Annotated in this window: 23 protein-coding genes; 7 read left to right on the top strand and 16 right to left on the bottom strand. The window is 44.8% G+C overall.

Going from position 1 to position 26,441, the window contains the following annotated elements; genetic code table 11:
- Window positions 1–4 precede the first annotated feature (4 nt).
- From R7E00_RS16165 to nrfB, 10 genes are all read right to left on the bottom strand, one after another.
- Window positions 5–1,387: a di-heme oxidoredictase family protein gene (locus R7E00_RS16165; RefSeq protein WP_262606223.1), complete on the bottom strand. Its 1,383-nt coding sequence runs from the start codon at window positions 1,385–1,387 to the stop codon at window positions 5–7.
- Window positions 1,388–1,479: 92 nt separating this feature from the next.
- Window positions 1,480–2,742 (bottom strand): imelysin family protein, encoded by a 1,263-nt coding sequence (locus R7E00_RS16160; protein WP_053304295.1) that lies wholly within the window; start codon window positions 2,740–2,742, stop codon window positions 1,480–1,482.
- A 174-nt stretch (window positions 2,743–2,916) separates the two neighbouring features.
- A complete protein-coding gene (locus tag R7E00_RS16155) occupies window positions 2,917–3,513 on the bottom strand; it encodes a GTP cyclohydrolase II (protein ID WP_025767283.1) in 597 nt (198 codons plus the stop codon).
- A 271-nt stretch (window positions 3,514–3,784) separates the two neighbouring features.
- Entirely contained in the window at window positions 3,785–3,961 is a 177-nt protein-coding gene (locus tag R7E00_RS16150; protein WP_020480909.1) for a hypothetical protein, read from the bottom strand.
- Between the two features lie 146 nt (window positions 3,962–4,107).
- Window positions 4,108–4,518 carry a heme lyase NrfEFG subunit NrfF gene (gene nrfF, locus R7E00_RS16145; RefSeq protein WP_085569796.1) on the bottom strand — a complete coding sequence of 137 codons (411 nt, stop codon included), beginning with the start codon at window positions 4,516–4,518 and terminating at the stop codon, window positions 4,108–4,110.
- A complete protein-coding gene (locus R7E00_RS16140) occupies window positions 4,505–5,038 on the bottom strand; it encodes a DsbE family thiol:disulfide interchange protein (protein ID WP_054577026.1) in 534 nt (177 codons plus the stop codon). The genes nrfF and R7E00_RS16140 overlap by 14 nt, the downstream gene beginning before the upstream one ends.
- Window positions 5,016–6,923 carry a heme lyase CcmF/NrfE family subunit gene (locus R7E00_RS16135; protein WP_104975450.1) on the bottom strand — a complete coding sequence of 636 codons (1,908 nt, stop codon included), beginning with the start codon at window positions 6,921–6,923 and terminating at the stop codon, window positions 5,016–5,018. The genes R7E00_RS16140 and R7E00_RS16135 overlap by 23 nt, the downstream gene beginning before the upstream one ends.
- Window positions 6,924–6,932: 9 nt before the next feature.
- The gene (gene nrfD / locus R7E00_RS16130) at window positions 6,933–7,904 is read right to left on the bottom strand and encodes a cytochrome c nitrite reductase subunit NrfD (protein WP_258481851.1); all 972 of its coding nucleotides are present in this window, start codon (window positions 7,902–7,904) and stop codon (window positions 6,933–6,935) included.
- Window positions 7,901–8,587: a cytochrome c nitrite reductase Fe-S protein gene (nrfC, locus tag R7E00_RS16125; protein WP_017636123.1), complete on the bottom strand. Its 687-nt coding sequence runs from the start codon at window positions 8,585–8,587 to the stop codon at window positions 7,901–7,903. The genes nrfD and nrfC overlap by 4 nt, the downstream gene beginning before the upstream one ends.
- Before the next feature lies 1 nt (window position 8,588).
- Complete coding sequence (gene nrfB, locus R7E00_RS16120; RefSeq protein ID WP_025767278.1) at window positions 8,589–9,191, bottom strand: cytochrome c nitrite reductase pentaheme subunit; 603 nt, start codon at window positions 9,189–9,191, stop codon at window positions 8,589–8,591.
- 450 nt (window positions 9,192–9,641) lie between these two features.
- Between nrfB and nrfA the strand changes: the two genes are divergently transcribed.
- A complete protein-coding gene (nrfA, locus tag R7E00_RS16115; protein ID WP_025998734.1) occupies window positions 9,642–11,069 on the top strand; it encodes an ammonia-forming nitrite reductase cytochrome c552 subunit in 1,428 nt (475 codons plus the stop codon).
- A 118-nt stretch (window positions 11,070–11,187) separates the two neighbouring features.
- Here the strand turns inward: nrfA and R7E00_RS16110 are convergent, their stop codons facing one another.
- The 3 genes from R7E00_RS16110 to gyrA form a co-directional block, all read right to left on the bottom strand.
- The gene (locus R7E00_RS16110; protein ID WP_005376825.1) at window positions 11,188–11,742 is read right to left on the bottom strand and encodes a hypothetical protein; all 555 of its coding nucleotides are present in this window, start codon (window positions 11,740–11,742) and stop codon (window positions 11,188–11,190) included.
- A 42-nt stretch (window positions 11,743–11,784) separates the two neighbouring features.
- On the bottom strand, window positions 11,785–12,408 hold the full coding sequence (locus tag R7E00_RS16105; RefSeq protein ID WP_042522844.1) for a tetratricopeptide repeat protein: 624 nt from the start codon (window positions 12,406–12,408) through the stop codon (window positions 11,785–11,787).
- Between the two features lie 123 nt (window positions 12,409–12,531).
- Window positions 12,532–15,252, bottom strand: a complete 2,721-nt coding sequence (gyrA, locus tag R7E00_RS16100) for a DNA topoisomerase (ATP-hydrolyzing) subunit A (RefSeq protein ID WP_042522797.1) — start codon at window positions 15,250–15,252, stop codon at window positions 12,532–12,534.
- A gap of 475 nt (window positions 15,253–15,727) precedes the next feature.
- Between gyrA and ubiG the strand changes: the two genes are divergently transcribed.
- The 4 genes from ubiG to yfaE all read left to right on the top strand — a co-directional run bounded on the left by ubiG (window position 15,728) and on the right by yfaE (window position 20,717).
- Window positions 15,728–16,435: a bifunctional 2-polyprenyl-6-hydroxyphenol methylase/3-demethylubiquinol 3-O-methyltransferase UbiG gene (gene ubiG, locus R7E00_RS16095; RefSeq protein ID WP_017636129.1), complete on the top strand. Its 708-nt coding sequence runs from the start codon at window positions 15,728–15,730 to the stop codon at window positions 16,433–16,435.
- A gap of 501 nt (window positions 16,436–16,936) precedes the next feature.
- Window positions 16,937–19,219, top strand: coding sequence for a class 1a ribonucleoside-diphosphate reductase subunit alpha (gene nrdA, locus R7E00_RS16090; protein WP_005376819.1), 2,283 nt, complete (start codon window positions 16,937–16,939; stop codon window positions 19,217–19,219).
- Window positions 19,220–19,302: 83 nt separating this feature from the next.
- Window positions 19,303–20,436, top strand: coding sequence for a class Ia ribonucleoside-diphosphate reductase subunit beta (gene nrdB, locus R7E00_RS16085; protein WP_005376818.1), 1,134 nt, complete (start codon window positions 19,303–19,305; stop codon window positions 20,434–20,436).
- Window positions 20,436–20,717, top strand: a complete 282-nt coding sequence (gene yfaE, locus R7E00_RS16080; RefSeq protein ID WP_005376817.1) for a class I ribonucleotide reductase maintenance protein YfaE — start codon at window positions 20,436–20,438, stop codon at window positions 20,715–20,717. Before nrdB ends, yfaE begins: the two co-directional genes overlap by 1 nt.
- 96 nt (window positions 20,718–20,813) lie before the next feature.
- On the opposite strand, the gene R7E00_RS16075 is transcribed toward yfaE, so the two are convergent.
- A complete protein-coding gene (locus tag R7E00_RS16075; protein ID WP_151514966.1) occupies window positions 20,814–22,046 on the bottom strand; it encodes a CinA family nicotinamide mononucleotide deamidase-related protein in 1,233 nt (410 codons plus the stop codon).
- A gap of 191 nt (window positions 22,047–22,237) precedes the next feature.
- On the opposite strand from R7E00_RS16075, the gene R7E00_RS16070 reads away from it, so the two are divergent.
- Together R7E00_RS16070 and R7E00_RS16065 are read left to right on the top strand one after the other, a co-directional pair.
- A complete protein-coding gene (locus R7E00_RS16070; RefSeq protein ID WP_005376815.1) occupies window positions 22,238–23,140 on the top strand; it encodes a DUF3943 domain-containing protein in 903 nt (300 codons plus the stop codon).
- Between the two features lie 221 nt (window positions 23,141–23,361).
- Complete coding sequence (locus R7E00_RS16065; RefSeq protein WP_005376814.1) at window positions 23,362–23,874, top strand: glycine cleavage system protein R; 513 nt, start codon at window positions 23,362–23,364, stop codon at window positions 23,872–23,874.
- Between the two features lie 77 nt (window positions 23,875–23,951).
- Here the strand turns inward: R7E00_RS16065 and nspC are convergent, their stop codons facing one another.
- Window positions 23,952–25,085, bottom strand: a complete 1,134-nt coding sequence (nspC, locus tag R7E00_RS16060; protein WP_025767273.1) for a carboxynorspermidine decarboxylase — start codon at window positions 25,083–25,085, stop codon at window positions 23,952–23,954.
- A 103-nt stretch (window positions 25,086–25,188) separates the two neighbouring features.
- Window positions 25,189–26,433 (bottom strand): carboxynorspermidine synthase, encoded by a 1,245-nt coding sequence (locus tag R7E00_RS16055; RefSeq protein ID WP_012841628.1) that lies wholly within the window; start codon window positions 26,431–26,433, stop codon window positions 25,189–25,191.
- Window positions 26,434–26,441: the final 8 nt, after the last annotated feature.

Genomic DNA, 26,441 nt, shown 5'->3' with positions numbered 1-26,441 from the left:
TTCCTTATAGAGAGTTCAGAAACGCAATGAGAGCATCACGTTCTTTTTTGTTCAGAGCTAAAACATTTTGTTTCGCCGTTTCAGCTTCGCCGCCGTGCCACAACACCGCTTCCATCAGGTTACGAGCGCGGCCATCATGTAGAAAGTACGTGTGTCCGTTTACTTCTTCGGTATAACCAATACCCCACAACGGTGCCGTTCGCCATTCACGGCCGTTTGCTAAGTATTCCGGACGGTTATCGGCTAAGCCTTCACCCATGTCGTGCAGAAGCATGTCGGTGTATGGATGGATAAGCTGCTCAGAAAGCGCTGGTAACTCTGGTCGCTTCGCCGTTTTAACACTGGTTTTATGGCAGCTTTCACAACCAGACGCAGCAAAGATTTGCTGACCAAGTTTCACGCTAGGCTCATTGATGTTACGGCGAATAGGTACGGCTAAGTGTTGGCTGTAAAACTCTACGAAGTCGAGAATATTTTCACTCACTTCAGGTTTGCCGCCATTTGGCATGTCGTCACAAATGCTTTGTTTCGAGGTACAGTTTTCATTTGGGAATAAATGGCTCGTAAGACCCACATCACTATTAAATGCTGCTGCATTTTGCTGCATTAGCGTCGGTTGTCCTGCTTTCCAGCCAAAACGACCAATCGAGAAGTCGTCCTTTTCAATATCCCACACCTTATTGACTTTGCCTGAGATACCGTCTTTGTCGGCATCTTGTTCATCAGCCCAAGCAAGTAGCGTTTCGTCGGGAATACTCTCCAACAAACCAAGGCCGATCATTGGTGGTGCCACGCGTGCTGAGAACTCGGTATCTGGGTGCATATCGCCGTAACCCAGATCGGTAATGTTCAAATGAGGTTTTCTTAGCGTCACCGTCGTACCGTCTTTAAATTTCACTGGGACATCGGTGTAAGTGATTTCGATTTTGCCTTCTGGCGTTTGATCTTGCAGAGCGAAATCTTGAAGCTGGCCACCATAAGTCGGCTCAGGTATGCCGCCATCTTTGATGTAAGCTTTCTTTTGTTCTGGCGTCATCGCAGGAATGCTTAAGCGCACTAACATAGACACGGCATGTAAATCATCTTTCTCTGGCGGATGACCACGACCGTCTTTGATGTGACAATTCTGACAACCATTGGTGTTAAAAAGCGGGCCTAAGCCATCACGAGCGTCCGTTGACGCTGGCGCTTGTACCCAAGGGTTACGGAAAAAGCTGTTACCTACGCTAAAGTCGAGGCGTTTGCTCATTGGCAAGTTAGCAGCAGGAAGAGAATAGGCATTCGCGCCGTCTTTTTTAACACTGGTTTTGCCACCAGACTTAACATCGTAAGCCATGGCAGAAGAAGAAAGGATCGCGGCTAGCGCAGAAATTAGGTATGGCTTCATATCATTGCTCTACATAGACAACAAGGGTGATAACAACGAGCTCAAACGGCAAAAGGGCTCACAAAGAGCCCTTATTTATTATGGTTTTCTTATTAAAACTCGTGGTCAGCAGTATCAGGGCTTAGGCTATCGATGCCGACAATGCTTGCCGCGCGCTCAATCGCACCGGTTTGTGCTACCAACGACATGATGGTGTCGTTTACTAGCGCGTTGCCCTGTGCGTTACCCGCTGCAATAAGTTGGTCAAAGTGCTGGTTGTTCTTCTCTGCAGAAGTCACTAGCTCACCAACTTGGCTACGTGTTGTATCAAACTGCTTTTGAATTTCGGTCGCGGCTTTCTTGTCTTTTTGAGCAACAAGGTCAGCGATACTTGGACCAGATAGCTCTTTGCCGTTTACACCTTTGTATGTACCTGTGTAAACGTTGTAGATGCCTTGCTCATTGTAGTAGTGAGAGTTGTGCGTGTTGTCTGAGAAACAATCGTGTTCGTCTTCAGTCGAGTTTGCCTCTAGTGCCACCTTCATGCGCTCACCCGCTAGCTCACCTAGAGAAAGAGAACCCATGCCGAATAGCATCTTACGAAGACCATTGTCAGCAGATTCGTTCAATAGCTCTTCACGGTAGTTGCCTTTCACTTCTGCAGACCACTGCTTTTCCATCCACTCTAGGTCTTGAACCAGTAGATCAGCGGCCGCTTTTAGGTACTCACCACGACGATCACAATGACCATTCGTACACTCAGAGCCAACGACGAAATCAGTGTAAGCACGTTGACCTGCACCCGCGTTAGTGCCGTTTAGGTCTTGACCCCAAAGCAAGAATTCAATCGCGTGGTAACCTGATGCAACGTTTGCCTCAGAACCGCCTACTTCGTTTAGATCCGCTAGCAATTCTGGAGTGATTTTTGAAACGTCCAGTTTAGAAGCACCAATCTGCAGACTTGTGTTCGCGATGATGTTGGCAGCAGCGCCCTCGTTACCCAATTCGTATTGGTAATCAGCCGCTACGTAGTCAATCAAACCTTCATCAAGTGGCCATGCGTTCAGCTGACCTTCCCAATCATCAACAATCGCGTTACCAAAACGGAAAACTTCAGACTGTTGGTAAGGCACGCGAGAATCTAGCCAAGCTTGTTTTACTTCTTCAAGCTTTTTCGCTGATGGTGATTGTAGAAATTCGTCGATTTTCACATCAAGCGCTTTCGCTGTTGTTACTGAATCAGCAAATACAGCATGGGCAACGTCCGCGTAATGTTCGACTACTTGTTGTTTAGTTACTGTGGCAGCAACGGTAGAACCACTGGCAATGAGGAGTGATGCAGCAATAGATTGGACTAAAACTTTTTTTGCATTCATCTGAAGCATCCTTGTTGAGCTTTTCAATTATCGTATTGGTAGTGCTAATTATTCTTATTTGCACTTTAGTCTCGAGATAATACAAATTTACAATTTATTTGCAACTCCAGATACAAAAAAACCTCATAAAAATGAGGTTTTTCACAGACTTTATTGTCAGTTTTATCTTTAGGATTAAACCTTTAGGTCATGTTTTCCGTGAGAGACTTTTGCCTTCAGATAATTTTCGTTGCCATCTTTGATATGTGCAGAGGTATTGACAACCTCGCCAATTTCAATTCCGTACTCAGATAACTCACGGATTTTCTTAGGGTTGTTCGTCACGAGGCGGATCTTATTCACGCCTAAAGCTTCTAGCATTTGTGCTGCTTCTGTGAAATCACGCAGGTCATCATCAAAGCCCAAATGGTTGTTAGCTTCGTACGTGTTCATGCCCTGGCTTTGTAAGCGGTATGCATCGATCTTATTGTACAAGCCAATACCACGACCTTCCTGACGGAGATACAAGATGATACCACCGGACTCGCCCATGCGATTGATCGTCTCTTCTAGTTGCTCACCACAGTCACAGCGTGAAGAGTGGAACACATCGCCTGTCAAACACTCAGAGTGCATACGAACTAAAGGCATGTCCTGAGTTTGGTCCGCTTGTTTAAAGATAATAGCAACATGCTCTTTGTCTGTCTTCAGACCATGGAAAGACAGAATTTCGGCATCAATGTTACTTTTTGCCCCGACTTTAAAATCTACTCTGGCACGTACTTCCGCCATATCTATACTCACTCGATTTATTGCTTGATGCGCTTGATGCGTTTTCGTTATTGCATTCATGGGATTTACTCGTTGCTCTTCAACTATGGGGACTGATACCGCATTTTGCAATATAGAGATCACAATTGAGGGCAGTTATCCACTCAAGACAGCAAAAGAGAAACACTCTCCAACTGAACAATTGTTATATTATAACAATTTAAAAAAACTACAATAAAAAACCCCAGACAAATTTTGTCTGGGGTTTCAAGAAGGTCGTTTGGTCTATCTTTTAATGGGTCTGACTGCGCTTCCAAACGGCGAGTTCAATCCAAACTGCTTCGAGTTCTTGGATTTCCTCGTCGGTCAACACGGCGAGCGTTGAAGTAACTTGAGGCAGGTTCGGTGATTGCAATGCACGAATCTGCGAATAGAAGTCTTTTTTAAGTTGTAATATAACTGAATCCACTGCGTGCACCTATTTCGTTCTTTTATTACTTATCCAGCTCAAAATTTTTATTTTCTTTATACTGGAAACTTCATAAATTCGGAAAAATGATAACATTCTGCTTGTTAAGTGCACAATTTATTTTTAATAGTGGAATAACGGTCACATTAATTACGCTTCACCATTCGGATCGAATATAAGACAAAAAAGATCAAAAATAGCACAGGAAAGATCCACAACAGCGCCGTGGAATAATTTAATGGTGGTTGGTACAGAACAATATTCCCATAACGAGCAACTAGATAGTCCTTTATTTCTTGATCTGAGCTGCCTTCATTGGCCATCGTATACACTTTCAACCTCAGGTCTTTAGCCGCTTGTGCATTAGACTCGACAAGGTTTTGGTTTTGACACTGCGGGCAGCGTAATGTCTTGGCTAGCGAGGTTGCACGCTGTTGCACTTCAACAGAATGAAAATCAAACAGATCAACATTCTGTTCTAAATCCGCACTTCTCGTGAAAGGAGAAAATAGTATAAATAGGATTAAAGTGAGGAGAAGATTATTAAATCGAAACATTCAAGTATCCTGAAAATATATCGTTCCATTTATCTGCCGTTAGCTCTCCACGATATTTGATCAATATACGACCATTTTGATCAATCAAGTAAGTTTCCGGCGTTCCTATAACACCTAGCTCCACAGCGAGCTTTCCATTAGGGTCACTAATTACTTCAATATATGGGTTTCGTTTAGAGCTCAAATATTCACGGGCAGCTTGTTTTTGATCTCTATAATTCAGCCCAATAATAGGCACACCGAGTTCTGCTAACTGCAATAACTCTTCATGCTCTCGCTTGCATACCCCGCACCAAGATGCCCAAACATTCAATAATTTATATCCGTCGCTTTTGAACAATTGCTCAGAAACTATGTCATCAGAGATCAGAGAAGTAGAGCGAAAATTAGGTGTCTCTAAATTTCGTTGTGGGGACAATTCGACATGTGGTCGCTCAGACAAGGCCACCGCAGTAACTACAGCAAACACGGCAACAGCCACAACGAGACCTGCGAGTTTAAGCGTATTTCTCGATCGCATTGATAGCCTCTCTCCTTTTCTTTAGGCCTGTTAATAGCGCACCAAACACAGCTAATAGCCCGCCAGACCATATCCACCAAATGCCTGCGCGGTACTGAACTTTAATCGCATAAGCATGAGTGTCGACTTTGTCACCCAATGTCACGTAATAATCGCCATGCCATAGTGAACGAATCGCAGGCTCGGTCATATTCATCACTCGCACAGGGTAATGACGCTTTTGCGGGTTGAAATTGAGCATGCGGCCATCTTCCAAGTGCAAGGTGATCTGTCCTTGTTCAGCGGTGTAGTTTGGCCCCACCAGCCATTCGATACCATGATAATCGATAGTGATCCCCGCCCTTTGTTGAGAACTGCCGGGTTCGACACGTAAATTGTGTTCATATGAGTAGTGACTGTTGAATACAGCTCCACTCACCGCCAGCGCAAAACCGATATGTGCCATCACGATTGGCATGAGTTTGCGCTTATTGGAACAACGAAACAGCATAACGAGATGCGCCGCAATCACCCAAGTAGCCAACGTTATGGTTAGCAATACTTCGAAATGCAGTGCGTGCACTAAGAAGATAAACCCGATCCCAGAGACAAGAGATAACGCAATACTGATCGCAATATCAGCGCTTACACTCGGCACTGTGCCTTTTGTCCATTTCAGCAGCGGCGTGAAAGCTAAGGAAATCAGAGCCAGTATGCTTAATGGGAAGATCAGACTATTAAAATAAGGTGCGCCAACTGAAATGTTCCCTAAACCGAGCAGTTGATAAACCATCGGATAAAAAGTGCCAAGAAAAACGATAGCAGTCGCAATAACCAGCAGCCCTTTGGCGATGTAAGCAGTGTAAGCTCGGCTCGCTAGAGATTGAAGTTTGAAGCGAGGGAGTTGTTCTCCTCGCAAAATCAATACGCCAAAAGTGATGATGATAAGCAAGCTCAATACACCAAGCAGCACCAAACCTTTAGTTGGGTCCACCGCAAAAGCGTGCACTGAAGTCAGCACGCCAGAGCGCACCACGAATGTCCCTAAAATGCTTAGGCTGAACGTAGCAAACGCCAGTGCATAGGTGCTCCAAATTGCGCCTCTGTTACGTGTTGCGACAACACCGCTGTGCAACAAAGCAGTACCAGTAAGCCAAGGCAGTAGAGAAGCGTTCTCCACAGGGTCCCAAAACCACCAGCCGCCCCACCCTAGCTCATTGTACGCCCACCATGATCCCACCAAGATACCCAACGTGAGCGTTCCCCAAGCAAAAAACGCTGCGCTTCGAGCAACCACATACCAATCGCTCATCGGTTGTTTACCCAATAGCGCAGCTAATGCAAAAGCTAATATTGCTGCGTAACCGACATAACCGAGATAAAGCAATGGTGGATGAATGATAAGCCCAACATCTTGCAACATTGGGTTTAGATCTCGTCCTTCCGACGCCAATACTTGGGCATACTCGAACGGGTTAGAGGTCATTAACGTGAACCAAGCAAATGTCGCAATAAGAACGTTCATGATTCCTAAACAGTCACAAGTATATTGGGCGTTGAGCGGTGACTTAAATGCAATAAACGACGCCCATAAACTCAAGGTGACGACCCAAAACAACATGGAGCCTTGGTGCCCGCCCCAAGCGGCAGCAATCTTGAATGCTACGGGAAGTTGACTGTTGGAATGCGTAACAACATATTCCAACGCGAAGTTGTCTTGCACGAAGCAGACGATCAGAAGTGCTAAACAAATGATGGAAGCTAAGCTAATGATGTGGGACATCGCGACTTGATGCGGCAATGTCGCCTTCTTACCCATAGCACGACGTAGCCAATGCAGCAACGATGCACAAGTCGATGTTACAGCCACCAATATCAGTAAGAAGAACCCTAGCTCAGCTTCCATTTATCCCCCTTACACTACGGTCATTTGACCGGCATAGAGAATGAAAGTACGCAGCATAAGTACGCCAACCAAGCTCAACGTCGTGACCACAAAAACGTAACTGCCTTTGTGGCGCACTTCTGAAGGCGTTAACCAATTGAGAGTCAAAGGCGTTATCATGCCGATGAACACTACGCCAACCCAGAACCATTGAGGCCAGAATCCACTCGAAATAGCATTCCAAGCCGCGACTTCGTTCTGACCACCGCTGAAGATCAGTCCAGCAAAGAATGTCACTAAGACAAACAACTCAAACAACACTACTGGGCGTTCAAATCCGTGCACCCAAGACACACTTGGGCTGCAGGTCGACTCTTTAAACACCAAGATGCCGAACATCAAGCATGCTGCTGCGCCCGAGGACAAACTAGAGAACAGGAACAAGATTGGCAGTACTGGATTGTTTAGCATTGGGTAAGTCTTCAACGCAGACAATAGAAAGCCAGTGTACGCTGCAAGCACGATGGCTAAGAAGCCCAAGAACAATTCAATTGCGTTGTTGGCTTTCCCCGCCTTAATCAAAATGCCATCGGCAAAATCCAGCAGTTTGCTTGGTAACTTCCCTTCACAGAAGCTGATGATTTGATGGCGGAAGATAACGCCAATCCAAACAAACAACACGATCATGTACACTTGGAACAAGATCACGCCCATCGACATCACAGACGTTGGGTTGTAGTAGATCATGATCTTCCAAAACTCTAAAGGCTTGGTTAAATGGAAAATCAAAATTACCAACCCAGCAATGATGCCAAATGGCGCAAGCCAAGCCATCGCTTTCATGATGCCGTTGTTTGCGGGATCACCTTCAATCACTTTGCGTTTTAAATAGATAGAAATCATCACCGCACCTGCTGACATCCCAGCAAGGAATAAGTAAATCGCGATGATCCAATCCCAGACTAACGAGTCAAAGTGGAATGCACTTTCGAAGCCGTTCATGATGACACCTCCCCTTTGCTATGCGGAATTTTGTACAGTTTAGGTTGCGTACCTAAATGCGATTTATCGCGATAGACAACATGGCTTTCGATAGCTTTGCTCACCTCGCTAGTTGGGTCATTCAAATCACCAAAGATGAGTGCTTTTGTTGGGCAAGATTCCACGCAAGCTGGCTGCTTACCTTGCGCTAGGTTGGTATCACGGCAGAAGTTACATTTATCCGCAGAGTGATCGACTGGATTAAAGAAGCGCACTTGGTAAGGGCAAGCGGCAAGGCAATAACCACATCCGACACATTTCTCTTTGTGCACATCCACGATGCCGGTCGCTTCATCTTTGTATGCAGCGCCTGTTGGACAAACGTACACACATGGTGGGTTATCACAGTGCTGACAGGATTCGCGAGTAAACTGGTATTCCACATCTGGAAATTCGCCAATCGGTTCACTGCGATGAATTTTAAGTCGCGTTACGCCTTCAGGGACTTTATTTACTTCGCGACAAGCATCGGTACAAGCGGTACAGCCAATACAGGCATTTTCATCATGAACCATACCCATGCGTTTCGCTTGTTCACTGTTGCTGGCATAGAGAGAGGAGCTAACAACGGAAGTGCCTGCAACGCCTGTAGTTAAAATCAACGCGCCGCTGCCGGCTAAAAAGTTTCTTCTCGAACATTTCATGCTATCTCTCCTCTTCTTTGGCAAGCTCAGGTTCGACGGCAAATTCAGAGTGACAATCCACACACTGCTTGATCAGTTGTTTTCTGTCGTACGACAACGCTTTGGTTTTCGCTGCGTGTACATCGTGGCAATTTGAACAAGTGAGGTTTTTGGCGTGCACATCGTGCGTCCAGTGGCTTTCTCTCAGTTGTGTCGGTGCATGGCAATCCACACATCGGCTGTTGGCTTTAAGAATCATGCTTGGATCAAGGAACACTTTGTCGTGTACCTCTTTCGATTGCGCGGCAGAAAACTTAATCACATCAGGCGCGCCTTCACGGTGATCAGGGCCGATGTTGCTATGGCAGTTAGTGCAATTGAGCTGCTTACCTTGACTCAATAACGCTTGCGAATCATGCGATAGATTCAGAGTCTCTTTTGCATCCTTATGACATTGCAGACACTTGTAGTCTCGGTCACGGATCAACTCGACTTGATGACGCTCAGCTTGAGCACCTTCAATCGGCTCTGAAGAAGTCGCATGGGCGGCGATGGAGAAACCATAGATGGCAAAGACGAAGAGAAGTTTCAGCATTGTCTCTATGGTCAATTTTATATTGCCCATATTGTTCTTTCCTTAGCTCGATAATAATTGATAACTATTCTCAATTATTTATTTGAGCGACAATTAATTTCCTCTGAAGATATTTTTTAGATCTTCAAATGACATCAATTCTTATTTCGGAAAGCCACAACGCTAAACCTATATTTATAATACCTCTATTATTCATAAGGGGTAGAAACGCCTGCTCAAAAAGCGAACTAAATCACCCTATTTTTAAAAAGGTTAAAAACCCAAAGCATTGCAGAACAATGACTTAACAACTACCACTTTAGGGGTATATAAATTCAAACATGACTGAGATCACTGGTGTAAATTGATCTAAAACAAGACAAGATTCACTCACTATTTCATCTATCCAATTAAGCAATATTATTAATCGTAGATCTCCAGTTCTTATTTGGAATAGCTCCTCACAACGCTGCTAATAAAAACGAATATGGAGATAACACTGTGAGCATAAAACACTGGATGAGCGCACCTATTGCGGTTGCGACCTTATTCGCCAGCCAATTATTTTTGGTTGACGCTCCGTTAGCGGCAGAAGAGAAGGATTTTATCGATCCTCGTAACGATGTCTTTGAACAGAACCACCCTGATCAATACCATTCTTGGAAAGCAACATCCGAAAGCGAACACATTGAAGATGCCCTAAGTGAAGACCCAAACATGGTGATCTTATGGGCTGGCTACGGCTTCGCAAAAGACTACAACAAAGCGCGCGGTCACTTTTACGCACTTGATGATGTTCGCCAAACCTTACGTACCGGTGCACCGACTGATGAAAAATCCGGCCCTATGCCGATGGCGTGCTGGAGCTGTAAAAGCCCAGACGTTGCTCGCGTGATTGATGAACGTGGTGAAGACGGTTATTTCGAAGGTAAATGGGCACGCTTAGGCTCAGAAATCGTCAACCCTATCGGTTGTTCCGATTGCCACAACACAGGCTCTGAAGCCTTCAAGAAAGGCGAACCTGCGCTAGCACTGACTCGCCCATACGTCGAGCGTGCTTTTGATACTATTGGTAAAAACTTTGATGAACAGTCTCGCCTAGATAAGCAAGCATCGGTCTGCGCTCAATGTCACGTTGAATACTACTTCACCGGCCCAACTAAAGCGGTTAAATTCCCATGGGATATGGGCACCACCGTTAATGACATGGAGAAATACTACGACGCGTTGAATTTCAAAGATTGGACGCATGCCGTATCTAAAGCGCCGATGCTAAAAGCGCAACATCCAGGTTTCGAAACTTGGAGAGCGGGTATTCATGGTAAAAACAAAGTGGTGTGTGTGGACTGCCACATGCCCAAAGTGACCAAAGAAGACGGTACAGTCTACACAGACCACAAAGTGGGTAACCCATTTGATCGTTTTGAAGACACCTGTGCGCAATGCCATACCCAAACTAAAGAGCAGCTACAAGGCATCGTCTCGACTCGCAAAGCGCAAGTACTGAACATGAAGCTAACCGCCGAGAAGCAAATCGTAGCGGCACACTTTGAAGCAGGCGCAGCGTGGAAAGCAGGTGCAACAGAAGCAGAGATGGAACCTATCCTACAAGATATTCGCCATGCACAATGGCGTTGGGACTACGCGATTGCTTCTCACGGTGTTCACATGCATGCTCCTGAGGTAGCACTTGAAGTACTAGGTACTGCAGTTGACCGCGCTGCTGACGCCCGTACCAAATTGGTTCGTTTACTGGCAACCAAAGGCATTACTGACCCTGTTCAAATTCCAGATATCTCGACCAAAGCGAAAGCGCAACAAGCACTAGGCATGGATATGGATAAGATGAACGCAGACAAGAAACACTTCCTAGAAACAGTAGCGCCAGAGTGGGATAAAGCAGCAGCTGAACGCGAAGCCACGTATTAGTCTAACTGGCAACGGTTAACTTATAGATACAACAAGGGGCGTACTGAACGCCCCTTTTCTTTCTTTATTATCTTTATCTCTTCATCCTGATTCTATCGAGAGACAAAAATCGAATGTACTAGCGACGAGGAAGCCTAGGTCTAGGTTGAATATTTGGACGTGCTTTAGGTATCTGCACATTTGGACGAGCAACTGGACGCTGGATCTTCGTTTCCGGTAATGCTTTTCTTTGTTGAACCTTTTCTTTCACCGCCTTGCCTTGTAAAGTCGCTGGTTCAATATGCTCCGGACGATTCTCCCATTGGGTTCGAATCTCTTGCTTTTGCTCGTCAGGCAATGATTGCCAATGATCATCAAGCTGGCGTTTCATGTTATCGATATTGGCGGACATATCGTCGTCTTTCCAATCTTCGACTTTGTCTTTGATGGATTGCTGTTGGTCTTCATCTAAACCATTCCACCACTCTTCCAGTTTCTCTTTGTATTCATCGTCGTTATCGCAACAGCCCGGATAGTAATAAATCCAGTAGTCGTCATGATCGTACCACCACGGGTCGTAGTAACCCGATGAATAATAAACCGTAGAGGAAGAGCCAGAATGATCGGAAGAGCTACAACCCGCCAGCACAGAGCCGCACAGCAAAACCAATATGCTTAGTGCTTTATTTTTCATTCGTTGCCCACCTTTCCCTCTATTGCTTGTTAAATTGTACGCTTACAACAGCTCTTTTGCTTTGTTAATAGAGTTAATGATTTTCACCCTATCTAAATTTGGATCATTAGAATCTAATAATAGTACCCAGGCATCAATCGCTTCCTGAAATCGGAATGACAGAAAATGATCATTTGCGATCAAAGACAAAGCGGCTTCATTGTGCGGTTCTATCTGCAAAGCTTGCTCCAAAAGCAAGCTAACTTCTTGCGTCATTGATTGCTGGTGAATGTAGTACAAGGTCGTCGCTTTTGCGGCAAGTTGCGTGGCACTGACTGGCTCAGTCAGCTGGATCGCGTAATCAAAACAAATCAGCGCGCCATCAAATTCCCCCTCTAGCAGGTAGCCCTGCCCGAGTTGGAACCACAATTCAGCGTTGTTCGGATCTTCACGCAACTGGTCTTGAATCTCTTTCATGATGTCACGAGCAGTCATCATTCGTGACATTTCCGCTTGTATTGGTTTAGGCGGAGTTTGATGCAGCAATAAGAAACTGGCACTCGTCACGACAAGTACTAACAGGCAAAAGCCAAACCATTGAGCAGGTTTAACTTTTGATGCACTCAGTGATAAGAGTACGATAAACAATCCCATCAGAGTGATGGCAGCGAAAAACCAAACAGACATAACACGTCCCATAAACAAAGATAACGTCAGTGTACGCATTTCTTACTTTAAATGCGTTGATACAGATACAAAAAAGCCGAGCAACTAAGGCTCGGCTTTTCATATCAGGATAACGATGTAAGATTACTCTTCGTTACCTTCCTCTGCATCATCAGCAGCTGGAGCTTCTGAAGCGTCTTGCTGCGTATTTTCGCCTGTTGACTCTAACGCTTCTGCATCTTCATCAGTAGGCAGCTCTTCATCATCAACTTCTTCAATACGTTGCAAACCAACAACTGATTCATCTTCCGCAGTACGGATAAGCGTTACACCTTGTGTGTTACGACCAACCTGGCTAACTTCACCCACACGAGTACGTACTAACGTGCCAGCGTCGGTGATCATCATCATTTCATCACCTTCAACAACCTGGATAGCACCAACTACCGGGCCATTTCGCTCAGAAACTTTGATAGAAACTACACCTTGAGTGCCACGACCTTTTGTCGGGTACTCGCTAAGTGCTGTACGTTTACCATAACCGTTTTCTGTAACCGTTAGGATATCGCCTTCGTGCGAAGGAACAATAAGTGATACAACTTGGTCATTTTCAGCCAGTTTCATACCACGAACACCAGAGGCGGTACGACCCATAGGACGAACACCTTTAAACTTGATCTCTGGCTGACCATTCTCATCAAGAACTGGTTTACCATTTTCATCAAGTACTGGAATCTCTTCTGCTTCTTTAAAGCGAACCACTTTACCCGCTTTAGAGAACAGCATGATTTCGTTTTCGCCGTTAGTGATATCCACACCGATTAACGAATCGTCTTCACGTAGGTTCACAGCGATTAGGCCGTTTGAACGTACGTTTGCAAACTGGTTCAACGGCGTTTTCTTAACCGTACCGTCACCTGTTGCCATGAAGATGAATTTGTCTTCAGAGAATTCATCAACACGCAGAATCGCGGTAATGCGCTCACCTTCTTCGAGTGGAAGGATGTTCACAATTGGCTTACCACGCGCAGTACGGCTCGCTAGAGGCAATTGGTAAACTTTCAGGCGGTATGTCTTACCACGAGTAGAGAAACACAAGATGTTATCGTGGGTATTCGCCACTAGAAGACGCTCGATATGGTCTTCATCTTTCATCTTAGTCGCACTCTTACCTTTACCACCACGGCGCTGTGACTCGTAGTCGCTCAGTACTTGGTACTTAACGTAACCACCGTGAGATAGAGTAACTACAACGTCTTCACGTGCGATCAGCTCTTCCATGTCAATATCATGGCTCGCAGCTGTGATTTCTGTACGACGAGCGTCACCAAAGCCGTCACGAACCGCTTCAAGTTCTTCACGGATAACTTCCATCAAACGCTCAGTGCTCGCAAGGATATGCATGAGTTCAGCGATTTCTTCTAGAAGTGTTTTGTATTCGCCTAGAATCTTCTCGTGTTCTAGACCTGTTAGTTTATGTAAACGTAGATCTAGGATAGCTTGTGCTTGTTGCTCAGTCAGGAAGTACTGACCATCACGAATACCATATTCAGGCTCTAGCCATTCAGGGCGCGCAGCATCTGTACCAGCACGCTCTAGCATTGCTGAAACGTTGCCTAAATCCCAACCACGAGCGATAAGACCCGCTTTTGCTTCAGCCGGTGTAGGTGCCTTACGGATAAGCTCAATGATTTCATCAATGTTAGCAAGCGCTAGAGCTAAACCTTCAAGGATATGAGCACGTTCACGCGCTTTACGCAGTTCGAAGATAGTACGACGTGTCACAACTTCACGACGGTGATCAACGAAGCACTTCAACATATCTTTTAGGTTGAATAGCTGTGGCTGGCCATTGTTTAGGGCCACCATGTTGATACCGAAAGTGGTTTGCAGCTGAGTCTGAGCGTAAAGGTTGTTTAGAACTACTTCGCCCACAGCATCGCGCTTACACTCAATAACAATGCGCATACCGTCTTTATCTGACTCGTCGCGCAGTGCACTGATGCCTTCTACTTTCTTATCTTTAACTAGCTCAGCGATCTTTTCGATCAAGCGAGCTTTGTTTACCTGGTAAGGAATTTCAGTGACGATAATGGTCTCTTTACCATTCTTCTCCACTTCGATGTCCGCTTTCGAACGCATGTAGATTTTGCCACGACCTGTTTTGTACGCGTCTACAATGCCTTTACGACCGCTGATAAGCGCCGCCGTTGGGAAATCAGGACCAGGAATGTAATCCATTAGTTCATCAATAGTGATTTCTTCATTATTGATGTATGCAAGACAGCCATCAATCACTTCGCCAAGGTTATGAGGCGGGATGTTGGTTGCCATACCTACTGCGATACCAGAAGCACCGTTAACCAATAGGTTTGGAATTTTAGTTGGAAGAACCGCTGGGATCTGCTCAGTACCGTCGTAGTTTGGTACGTAGTCTACGGTTTCTTTGTCTAGGTCAGCCAATAGTTCATGGGCAATTTTTGCCATTCGAACTTCGGTGTAACGCATTGCCGCAGCAGAGTCGCCATCGATCGAGCCAAAGTTACCTTGACCATCGACCAGCATGTAACGAAGCGAGAACGGCTGAGCCATACGTACGATTGTGTCGTACACAGCACTATCACCATGTGGGTGATATTTACCGATTACGTCGCCGACAACACGGGCTGATTTTTTATATGGTTTGTTCCAATCGTTGCCTAGTACGTTCATCGCGAATAAAACGCGGCGGTGTACTGGTTTTAGGCCATCACGCACATCTGGAAGAGCACGACCCACGATGACTGACATCGCATAGTCTAGGTATGAACCTCTAAGCTCATCTTCAATGTTTACGGGCGTGATCTCTTTAGCTAAATCGCTCATAGAGCCATTATCCCTCTATTATCTGATCGTAATTACGATACGTGTAAGGTGCAAAAATATAACACACAATTCATCACTTCGGCATCACTTTCCCTCTCCTTTTATCAGGTTGTGAGCTTGGTTATGAATCAAATGTCGAGAATTTGCACACTCATCCCATATCTTTCTGATTAGTGGTTATATTTTGGTCAATATTGAGCAAAATCGGACCCTTTACGCGGAAAAGCGAGGTAAATTCCTTTAACTACACAACGCGAAAATGCAGGTTTTAGAGTTATTATCACTGGCACCAGTTCAAGGATGAACCAAAAACAATAGTTAGCGCTTTACAAATTACAGGCACCTGTCTCGATTGCCGCGCCAGTGAACTCTGTCATTGTCCCTTAACTAAGCACATCGAGGTTGTTTGGGTGTAAAACGTTGGAGTATACTGGCGCCCTCTAAAGGACTCAGATTGAATGCAATAAAACCAATTATGACTAAAGCACAAAACGTCGACCCAAGTGAAATTAAGAAATTCGAGGACATGGCTTCTCGATGGTGGGATTTAGAAGGCGAGTTTAAGCCGCTTCATCAAATTAACCCACTTCGTTTGAACTATGTACTTGAAAAAGCAAATGGCTTGTTTGGCAAGCGAACACTTGATGTCGGCTGTGGTGGTGGCATTCTTGCTGAAAGCATGGCAAAAGAAGGCGCTATTGTGACGGGGCTTGATATGGGTAAAGAACCATTAGAAGTCGCGCGACTACATGCATTAGAAACAGGCACTCAACTGACCTACATTCAGAGCACAATAGAAGACCACGCTATAGAAAACGCAGGAACTTACGATGTCGTGACTTGTATGGAGATGCTTGAACACGTTCCAGATCCTCTCTCCGTTATCCGCTCTTGTGCTGCGCTAGTCAAACCCGGTGGTCACGTGTTTTTCTCAACTTTGAACCGAAACATTAAGTCGTACTTATTTGCTATTGTCGGTGCTGAGAAGCTTCTTAAGATTGTTCCTGAAGGCACTCATGAGCACGATAAGTTTATCAAGCCAGCCGAAATGATGAAGATGATAGACCAAACTGACCTGACGGAAATGGGCATTACTGGGCTTCATTACAACCCTCTAAATGATAGCTACAAACTCGGTCGTAATGTAGATGTAAACTACATCGTTCATACTAAAAAATACTGAACGCTATTAAGTTAAAAAATGAGTTTTGTGATTGACATTTTTTAAAGAAAATGAATCGGAAGCGGTAGCACAAAGTTGCCGCTTTTTTTGTCTTTTTATGGCTAAAATTCGTGCTCTAGATTCCATTTTGACCAAGCCATTTTTCGTAGATAAAAACGGCCAAAGATCAAGGAAAATATTTTTGCATGCGGTTATTTCTAAACCGATCTCGAAACCGTACTTTTAACCATTCAAGTCTGCCCTTTTCTCATCGGTTAGTGTTCACTTACTGATTTTTTTCATTTTGTCAGTTATCCACAAGTCATCCCCGATCTGTACCTTGATAAATCAGTGTAATAGCACTATCTTGTAACCCGCAAACAAATGAACCCCTATATGTTGTGTTTAAGCGACAATATATAGATAGACTTTGATCACAAAGCCGCCGCAAGCTTTACTCATATTGCACATAAACAAACAAAAATACGGCTTTTATCAGTTTTCTTAGGGAAATAAAGCAGAATGAACCAACAACTTACCGTCACCAAGCGTGATGGCCGTAAAGAAAGTATCGATCTGGATAAAATCCACCGCGTTATCACTTGGGCTGCAGAAGGTCTAGATAATGTTTCGGTTTCTCAAGTAGAACTTCGCGCTCACATCCAGTTTTACGACGGCATCACAACGACAGATATTCACGAGACAATCATCAAGTCTGCGGCAGACCTGATCTCTGAAGAGACTCCGGATTACCAATACCTAGCTGCTCGCCTAGCGGTATTCCATCTGCGTAAAAAAGCGTATGGCCAATACGAGCCACCAACGCTTTATGATCACGTGTCTCGCCTCGTCGATATGGGTAAGTACGATCAACATATTCTAGAAGACTACACAAAAGCAGAACTCGACGAACTTGATGCGTACCTCGACCATAAACGCGACCTAAATTTCTCATACGCGGCAGTTAAGCAGCTAGAGGGTAAGTACTTCGTACAGAACCGTGTTACGGGCCAAATTTACGAAAGTGCTCAGTTCTTATACATCCTTGTAGCAGCGTGCTTATTTGCGAAATATCCAAAAGCGACACGTCTTGATTACATCAAACGTTTCTACGATGCGACATCGACATTTAAGATTTCTCTACCTACGCCAATTATGTCTGGCGTGCGTACCCCTACTCGCCAGTTCAGCTCATGTGTTCTGATCGAGTGTGGCGACAGTCTTGATTCTATTAACGCAACAGCAAGCTCAATTGTTCGTTACGTATCTCAGCGCGCTGGTATTGGTATCAACGCAGGTCGTATCCGTGCATTAGGCTCAGAGATTCGCGGTGGTGAAGCATTCCACACTGGTTGTATTCCGTTCTACAAGTACTTCCAAACAGCAGTAAAATGTTGTTCACAAGGTGGTGTACGTGGTGGCGCAGCTACTGTGTTCTACCCAATGTGGCACGGTGAAGCACGCTCACTAATGGTACTTAAGAACAACCGTGGTGTTGAAGAAAACCGTGTTCGTCACATGGACTACGGTGTTCAGTTAAACAAACTGATGTACCAACGTTTAGTTGAAGGCGGCAATATTACGCTATTCTCACCATCTGATGTACCTGGTCTGTACGACGCATTCTTCGAAAACCAAGAAGAGTTTGAGCGTCTATACGTGAAGTACGAGAACGATCCTTCAATCAAGAAAGAAACGGTTAAAGCGATTGAAATGTTCACTCTGCTAATGCAAGAGCGTGCATCAACGGGTCGTATCTACATCCAGAACGTGGACCACTGTAATACTCACAGCCCATTTGATTCTGAAGTCGCTCCAGTTCGTCAGTCGAACCTATGTTTAGAAATCGCACTGCCAACGAAACCATTAACTAACGTTGAAGATGACTCAGGCGAGATCGCACTGTGTACGCTTTCTGCATTCAACTTAGGTGCTATCAAGTCTCTAGATGATTTCGAAGAGCTATCCGATCTTGTTGTTCGTGCGTTAGATGCACTGCTTGATTACCAAGATTACCCTCTACCAGCGGCATACAAATCGACTATGAACCGTCGTACGCTAGGTGTTGGTGTGATTAACTTTGCTTACTACTTAGCGAAGAATGGCGTGAAATACTCTGACGGTAGCGCGAACGGCCTAACTCACCGTACGTTCGAAGCAATGCAGTACTACCTATTGAAAGCATCTGTAGCACTGGCGAAAGAGCAAGGTAAGTGTCCTTCATTCGACGAGACGAACTACGCGAAAGGCTTACTGCCGATTGATACGTATAAGAAAGATATCGATCTAATTTGTGACGAAGCGCTGCACTACGACTGGGACAGCCTACGTAAAGAAATTATGGAGCACGGCCTACGTAACTCAACACTGACTGCACTAATGCCTTCTGAGACTTCTTCTCAGATTTCAAACGCAACTAACGGTATTGAGCCACCACGTGGTTACGTTTCAGTAAAAGCTTCGAAAGACGGTATCCTGAAGCAAGTTGTACCAGAGTTCACAGAACTTAAAGACAGCTATGAACTGCTTTGGAATATCGGTTCGAACGACGGTTATCTACACCTTGTGGGTATTATGCAGAAGTTTGTTGACCAAGCTATCTCTGCTAATACTAACTACGACCCGTCACGTTACGAGACTGGCAAGGTTCCAATGAAGAAACTACTTCAAGACCTGCTAACAGCGTATAAGTTTGGTGTGAAAACGCTTTACTACCACAACACTCGTGATGGCGCGAAAGATGAACAGAAAGACGCTGTTCAACCACAAGATGACGATTGTGCTGGCGGCGGTTGTAAGATTTAATCTTCCCGTACCTAGCGAACCCGTAAAGACAGACTATCGATAACCTCCCCCTTACGGGGAGGTTTAAAAGGAATTGAGGCATTATGGCTTACAGTACTTTTAACCAAAAAAAGAATGACCAATTGAAGGAACCTATGTTCCTAGGTCAATCAGTAAACGTTGCACGTTACGACCAACAAAAGTTTGAGATTTTCGAAAAACTTATCGAGAAACAACTTTCTTTCTTCTGGCGTCCAGAAGAAGTAGACGTATCTAGCGACCGTATCGATTACAACAAACTGCCAGATCACGAGAAGCACATCTTCATCTCTAACTTGAAGTACCAAACGCTTCTTGACTCTATCCAAGGCCGCAGCCCTAACGTGGCACTGCTGCCGCTTGTGTCTCTACCAGAACTAGAGACTTGGATTGAGACTTGGTCTTTCTCTGAAACGATTCACTCTCGTTCTTACACACACATTATTCGTAACATCGTGAACGATCCTGCTGTAGTGTTTGATGATATCGTTGAGAACGAGCACATTCTGAAGCGTGCAAAAGACATCGCGCACTACTACGACGATTTGATTCAAGCGACGAATGATTACCATCGCTACGGTGAAGGTGAGCATGTCCTTAACGGTGAAACGGTTAAGGTTAGTCTGTACGATCTTAAGAAGAAGCTGTACATCTGTTTGATGTCTGTTAACGCATTAGAAGCTATTCGTTTTTACGTCAGTTTCGCATGTTCTTTCGCTTTCGCAGAACGCGAACTAATGGAAGGTAACGCGAAAATCATCAAGCTGATCGCTCGTGACGAAGCACTTCACTTAAACGGCACGCAGCACATGATCAACCTGCTACGTAACGGTCAAGATGACTTCACTTTCATGCAAATCGCAGAAGAGGCAAAACAGGACTGTTTTGACCTATTCAAAGAAGCGGCTGAGCAAGAAAAAGAGTGGGCAGAGTATCTATTCAAAGATGGCTCTATGATCGGTCTAAACAAAGACATCCTAAGCCAATACGTTGAATACATCACAAATATTCGTATGCAAGCGGTAGGTCTACCAGCAGCGTATCCAGAAGCAACAACCAACCCAATTCCATGGATTAACGCTTGGTTGTCTTCAGATAACGTTCAAGTTGCGCCTCAAGAAGCAGAAATCTCTTCTTACCTTGTGGGTCAAATTGACAATGAAGTTCGCGCAGATGACTTCGAAGGATTCGAGCTGTAATGGCAACACTCAAAATCAACAAACTGATCAGCATTGAATCCAACCCTTCCAATACGATTTTGGAAACAATGGAGCAAGCTGGCCTATTACCAGAATACAACTGCCGTGATGGGCACTGCGGCGCCTGTCGCTGCAAATTGGAGTCTGGTGAAGTGGAGTATGTTGGTTTTGCCATGGCTTACACACAAAGTGATGAAATATTACCTTGTATCTGTAAAGCAAAATCAGATTTGTCACTTAGCGGCGTTAACTACGCGATGAAAGAAAAGCAGCGCGCATAACGTTGACTCGACGGTATAAAATGCAAAAGCCAAGGCAATCACCTTGGCTTTTTTGTCTCTGTGTTTTGTCTCTCAGACTACTGTATAGAGCTTTGGTTATAAAGCACTGCTCGGGAGGTGCATCTCTTTAACTTTCTCTAAAAATGCATAATGCGCAAACATCGGTTTACGTTCTAGGTAGCGACGCAACAAGTCTAGAGCTGCCGTGCTGATCACTTTAACTTGATCACTGCGCTGATACTTTTTCGAGAGTTTATATAACGCTCCCCACTCGCCTGACGGTGTCGATAAAGCGACGGAAAAAAACCCCTCTTCAATATGGCCAGTAACGAGTGATAAATCCGTCCCACACTTCTCTCGCGTAGCACCAGCCAGAGCAAACGTTTCTGCTAATGGATCTCCGCTGTTGGCCATCGCTTGAGTCAGGCTCGGTAGTATCCAACCATGCCCTAGTTGCTTTTCAGCGTTTTCATCACCGTTTAGCCAGTACGTTAAGTATCCTCCGCTACTTTTTTCGGAGGTCGACACTGTTAGTCCTTTATCGACCAACAACTGGCCGACATTTTCAACCATAGGTAAATCAATACTAACGGTATTACTCTCAAGGTGTTTATTAATTATCTGTACGAGTTTCAAACGCTGTTCAAGCTGATCTGAAGGACCAAAAAGTTTCACTTCAATAAAAGGCAAGTAAGAGCGATACCCTAGCTCATAGCCTTGAGGAAGTTTTAGCTGATCTAGCTTATCTGAAATACCGGATTCAGATAGACCAAACGTGTAGATTCGACTACAACATGAACCTTGAACATCGGGAAACACTCTTCTCAGATCGGGAAGAATTTGCGTCTCTGCCATGAGCTTAAATTCACTTGGTACACCCGGTGTGAAATAAAAAATGGCATCATTAATCAGCATTTTGAAACCGCAAGCAGTGCCTATCGGGTTGTCCAATATCTCTGCCGTTTCTGGCAGCATTGCTTGCTTTAAATTACTGTCCGGCATAGGGATGCCACGTCGAGCATACAAACTTTCTAGATGCTGCAACCACTCTTGGAATAGCACCAGTTTACAATCGGCGGCTCTCGCGGCGGCGGCAGCACTCATGTCATCCGTTGTAGGGCCTAAACCACCATTAACAATAACCACATCGTTGTTAAAGCTGAGCATTAAAAACTCTTCAACCAAACTCGATAGGCTATCACCAACCGTTGAGCGCTTTGTTAAGCCAAATCCATGTTGATAAAACAGGCTAGACAACCATGCCGCATTAGTATCAACAATATCACCGTGGAGGACTTCCTCACCAGTACTAAGCATTGCTATTTTCACAACTGACTCCTGAACGTAAGCACAATCCTATTTTCGTTATAGCGCTTATTTTTCTTTTTATTTGGACAAATCTCGCCGAGGTTTGTTGGGACTAAATAAGGGTCAAGTGTTTAAATGATTGATGTTTTGAGGGATAATTACGAGCCCGAACATACACCATTAACTCGGAGACCTTTGTGTCAAAATCATCCATGTTCAAGACGACTCTAACAGGCCTTTGCTTGGCTTCGTCAGCGCTTGCGCACGCAAGTCACTATGACCTAAGCCGTCATACAGAGTTTTCTTACACACCTGATTGCTTGTCAGGTTACTGCGAAACGACGACTCTGTACACCTTCGAGGCTCAAAATCGCGGTGTTATGTATGAACAGAATAATGATGATTCGCTAAACCTTGACGCAGGGCTTCAGCCTAAACATCTCATCATCCCTCAAGATAAAGACTGGGATTACCTGATGGGTCAAACCTACACCATTCTAGGTCTCAGTATCGCGACCGTAGGCATGATGACTTTTCTTCCAGAAAGTATCACCAAATGGGACGAAGAAGACCGAGACATGAGTAAGTTGGGGCAAAAGTGGAAAGATAATGTCTCTGACGGCCCCGTTTGGGATCGCGATGAACATGTCCTCAACTACATCATGCACCCATATTTTGGCGGCGTTTACTACACGGCAGCACGTCACGCTGGCTATAATGAATTTCAGTCGTTTTTGTACTCCGCAACTATGTCGACGTTCTTTTGGGAGTATGGCGTGGAGGCGTTCGCAGAAGTACCATCTTGGCAGGATATTTTTATCACACCATTCTTTGGTGCTGTTGTTGGTGAAATGATGTTAACGGCTGAGCAAGACATTATTGCAAACGGCGGCGAAGTTATGGGCTCTGAAACCGCAGGTGATGTTTCGCTCTTCTTCTTAAACCCTGTTGGACATATTCATTATTGGGTAACTGATGCATGGGGCGGTAGTGCAGAACTACAATTCAATTCATCACCTTGGTTTGGAAACCAAGATGTTGCAAAATTCGCCATGGACGCAGGCGCAAACTATGACAGTCAATTTTATGGTGTCGAGTTAAAAGTAACCTTCTAATCCTAAGTTGATACTCGGTAAAAAGCAGCCTTACGATGGCTGTTTTTTTGTGCTCTGAACATTGTTTTAATTATTTGCATCACGAATTAGTGTTAAAAATTGACTTTCATCAAACATTACCCGCCCTTAGCACCTACACTAAATAAAAGGATTTATTCCAATAACTTAAGTAGCACGTTTATTCGTACTGCGTCCAAACCTTGATTCCAGGAGGGGACATTATGAACACCGTATTTATTGTTAATTTTGTCGGACAAGCGTCACCCGCCACGATTAAAGAGCTCGCTGCAATCACACACGAAAACGGCGGGAAATGGCTGATCAGCAAAGTAAACTTTATCGAAGACCAAGTTGCAGGTGTCATCAAAGTAGAGCTTCCAAGAGAAAATGCCGACATCGTTAAACAGGCGTTCTCTTCTTGTCAGACTCTTGTTGTTAGGTTCGTCGACTCTGAACCTCATTCATATCGTGAAGACACTATCTTCCAACTTCGTTTAGATGCCAACGATAGAGCGGGTATTGTGAATGAAATTACTCACGTTCTCGATAATCAAGGTATCTCAATTTTAGATATGGATTGTCAGCGTGTATTCATTGCTGGAGGCGGAGGGGTAAGCTCTAGCTTATTCAGCGCTAAAATGGCGATAAAACTACCTAGCGAGCTAGAAATTGAAGACATAGCCAATGAGTTAGAATCTCTGAGTGAAGACACTCGTGTAATTGTAGAAAGCTAACTGCATACCTTTAACGCTTCCCCAATAAAAAGAGCAGCAATTCAGCTGCTCTTTGTCGTTCTAATACTCAATACGTTTTATTTCACTGACCACTGAGACAGTGAACGTTTGAAATCAGAGTAGTCAAATTCATTCAGTTTTTGAATGTCACCATTCGAGCGTTCACAGTAGACCGACGGCATACGTAGACCGTTAAACCAGTTCAGTTTCACCATGGTGTAACCGGCACTATCTAGAATATGCAGACGCTGTCCTATCTCTAGAGGCTGTTCGAAGTTCGCCACGCAGAACTGGTCACCAGCCAAACAAGAGCACGAGCCGATCACATACTCATGTTCACCATTTTCAGATGCTTCAAGAATTGACGCTGGCTCATTGTAGATCAACGTATCTAAGCGGTGAGCTTCTGTGGCTGAATCGACAATCGCCGTCTTCTTTACGTTCTCTACAATATCAACCACTGTTACAACGAGATCAGTTGTCTTAGTAATTATCGCTTCACCCGGCTCTAAATACATTTGTACGCCGTGTTTCTCTGAGAACGCTTTAAGTGCTAACCCCAACTTCTCGATATCGTACCCCGGCCATGTGAAGAACACGCCGCCGCCCATGCTTACCCAGTCCAGCTTATCTAGGTACTCGCCAAACTGATCTGAAATAGCATCGAGTAAGCCGATAAACGCATCCACGTCTTTGTTCTCACAGTTCATGTGGAACATTACGCCATCAATACCATCAAAAATTTCCGGTTTGATGTGATCAGCCTGAACACCAAGACGAGAGAATTGACGCGCTGGGTTTGCTAAGTCTTGCCCTGCATAGCTCACACCTGGGTTTAGGCGCAAGCCAATCGATGCTTTGCCTTCGACAATATGACGATAAGCCGCTAGCTGTGACTGAGAGTTAAAGATCATCTTGTCACAGATGTCCGCCACATCGCGAACGTCATCTTCGCTGTAACCCACACTGTATGCGTGTGTCTCACCACCGAACGTTTCGTAGCCAAGCTTCACTTCAAACGGGCCAGAACTTGTTGTTCCGTCTAGGTAAGGCTTGATGATGTCGAATACACCCCATGTTGAGAAGCACTTCAGTGCTAATACAAGCTTCACACCAGAGATGTCTTTTAGCTGTTTTGCTTTCTCTAGGTTCTCAATCAGCTTGTCTTCATTGATCATGAAGTATGGCGTTTTTAGTTCGTTTTGTTGCATTTTGATACCTTACGTCCCTTCGCCTTAGCAAAGACACTATAAAATCGAACAAAGCCGACGCAAGTGCATCGGCTTAAACGTACAAATAAGAGTCGCTAAATTCTTACTTCAATTTATGGATAACAGGTTGTCCTGGCTCCAGTTCTTGAACATGCCAATCTAGACCAATAGATGGCATGGTTTCTAGGAATGGGTCTGGATCTAGCTGCTCCATGTTGAACACGCCTTTGTCTGCCCATTTGCCACGGAAGAACTGCAAAGCCGCAGTGATCGCTGGTACGCCAGTGGTGTATGAGATAGCTTGGTGTTCAACATCTTCGTATGCGACTTCGTGATCAGCGTTGTTGTAAATAAATACACTGCGCTCTTTACCATCTTTCTTACCTTGAACCCAAGTACCGATACACGTTAGGCCAGTGTAGCCTGGCGCGAGTGATGTTGGATCTGGTAGTAGTGCTTTTAGCACGTGCAAAGGTTGAACAACCGTACCGTCATGAAGCGTTAGTGGATCTGGGCTGAGTAGACCGATGTCGCGCATCACATTGAAGTAGTTTAGGTAACGGTCACCAAAGCCCATCCAGAATTCGATGCGTTTCGCAGGGATGAACTCTTGCATAGATCGAACTTCGTCGTGCGCCATTGAGTACACTTTGTGTGAACCACAATTCGGGAATTCAAACTCAAGCATACGTGAGTGACAAGGTACTTGTTTCCACTCGCCGTTTTCCCAGTAGAACGAATCGCCTTGAATCTCAAGCATGTTCGTTTCTGGATCAAAGTTAGTTGCGAACTTCTTGCCGTGGTCGCCTGCGTTTACATCCATTACGTCGATAGTATCGATTTCATCGAACAGATGTTTCACTGCGTATGCGGCAAACACCGATACTACGCCCGGATCGAAACCAGCACCAAGAATACCTGTAATGCCCGCTTCTTCAAACTTCTCACGGTAACCCCACTGCCAATCGTAAGCTTGAGGTACTTGTTGGCCTTCAGAGCACAAGTCAACCGCAACAGATGTATCAAGGTATGACACTTTAGCTTGGTAACATGCTTCCATAATAGACATGTTCACCCAAGGAGGACCTGCGTTGATCACTAAGTCAGGTTGTACTTCTTTAATTAAAGCAACTAAAGAATCTACGTCGTCCGCGTTTACCGCTCGCGCTTCTAATTTCTTAGTTGAATCTTTCAGATTGTTTTTCTTCTGAATCGATTCGATGATTTTCTCACACTTACCTACGGTACGTGATGCGATTGTGATATCACCCAGAACGTCGTTGTTTTGTGCTGCTTTATGTGCAACTACCCAGCCAACGCCGCCTGCACCAATCTGTAGAATTGCCATAGTTTTCC

Origin of the sequence: Vibrio sp. Vb1755, assembly GCF_033338635.1 — a bacterium.
Taxonomy (GTDB): Bacteria; Pseudomonadota; Gammaproteobacteria; order Enterobacterales; family Vibrionaceae; genus Vibrio; species Vibrio alginolyticus.
Note: the sequence above shows the minus strand (reverse complement) of the source record. Positions and strands in the feature narration are given on the sequence as shown.

Coding starts and splice junctions, on each gene's coding strand:
- R7E00_RS16165 (WP_262606223.1), bottom strand. CDS start 1,387: ATGAAGCCATACCTAATTTCTGCGCTAGCCGCGATCCTTTCTTCTTCT.
- R7E00_RS16160 (WP_053304295.1), bottom strand. CDS start 2,742: ATGAATGCAAAAAAAGTTTTAGTCCAATCTATTGCTGCATCACTCCTC.
- R7E00_RS16155 (WP_025767283.1), bottom strand. CDS start 3,513: ATGGCGGAAGTACGTGCCAGAGTAGATTTTAAAGTCGGGGCAAAAAGT.
- nrfF (WP_085569796.1), bottom strand. CDS start 4,518: ATGTTTCGATTTAATAATCTTCTCCTCACTTTAATCCTATTTATACTA.
- R7E00_RS16140 (WP_054577026.1), bottom strand. CDS start 5,038: ATGCGATCGAGAAATACGCTTAAACTCGCAGGTCTCGTTGTGGCTGTT.
- R7E00_RS16135 (WP_104975450.1), bottom strand. CDS start 6,923: ATGGAAGCTGAGCTAGGGTTCTTCTTACTGATATTGGTGGCTGTAACA.
- nrfD (WP_258481851.1), bottom strand. CDS start 7,904: ATGAACGGCTTCGAAAGTGCATTCCACTTTGACTCGTTAGTCTGGGAT.
- nrfC (WP_017636123.1), bottom strand. CDS start 8,587: ATGAAATGTTCGAGAAGAAACTTTTTAGCCGGCAGCGGCGCGTTGATT.
- nrfB (WP_025767278.1), bottom strand. CDS start 9,191: ATGGGCAATATAAAATTGACCATAGAGACAATGCTGAAACTTCTCTTC.
- R7E00_RS16110 (WP_005376825.1), bottom strand. CDS start 11,742: ATGAAAAATAAAGCACTAAGCATATTGGTTTTGCTGTGCGGCTCTGTG.
- R7E00_RS16105 (WP_042522844.1), bottom strand. CDS start 12,408: ATGTCTGTTTGGTTTTTCGCTGCCATCACTCTGATGGGATTGTTTATC.
- gyrA (WP_042522797.1), bottom strand. CDS start 15,252: ATGAGCGATTTAGCTAAAGAGATCACGCCCGTAAACATTGAAGATGAG.
- ubiG (WP_017636129.1), top strand. CDS start 15,728: ATGACTAAAGCACAAAACGTCGACCCAAGTGAAATTAAGAAATTCGAG.
- nrdA (WP_005376819.1), top strand. CDS start 16,937: ATGAACCAACAACTTACCGTCACCAAGCGTGATGGCCGTAAAGAAAGT.
- nrdB (WP_005376818.1), top strand. CDS start 19,303: ATGGCTTACAGTACTTTTAACCAAAAAAAGAATGACCAATTGAAGGAA.
- yfaE (WP_005376817.1), top strand. CDS start 20,436: ATGGCAACACTCAAAATCAACAAACTGATCAGCATTGAATCCAACCCT.
- R7E00_RS16070 (WP_005376815.1), top strand. CDS start 22,238: ATGTTCAAGACGACTCTAACAGGCCTTTGCTTGGCTTCGTCAGCGCTT.
- R7E00_RS16065 (WP_005376814.1), top strand. CDS start 23,362: ATGAACACCGTATTTATTGTTAATTTTGTCGGACAAGCGTCACCCGCC.
- nspC (WP_025767273.1), bottom strand. CDS start 25,085: ATGCAACAAAACGAACTAAAAACGCCATACTTCATGATCAATGAAGAC.
- R7E00_RS16055 (WP_012841628.1), bottom strand. CDS start 26,433: ATGGCAATTCTACAGATTGGTGCAGGCGGCGTTGGCTGGGTAGTTGCA.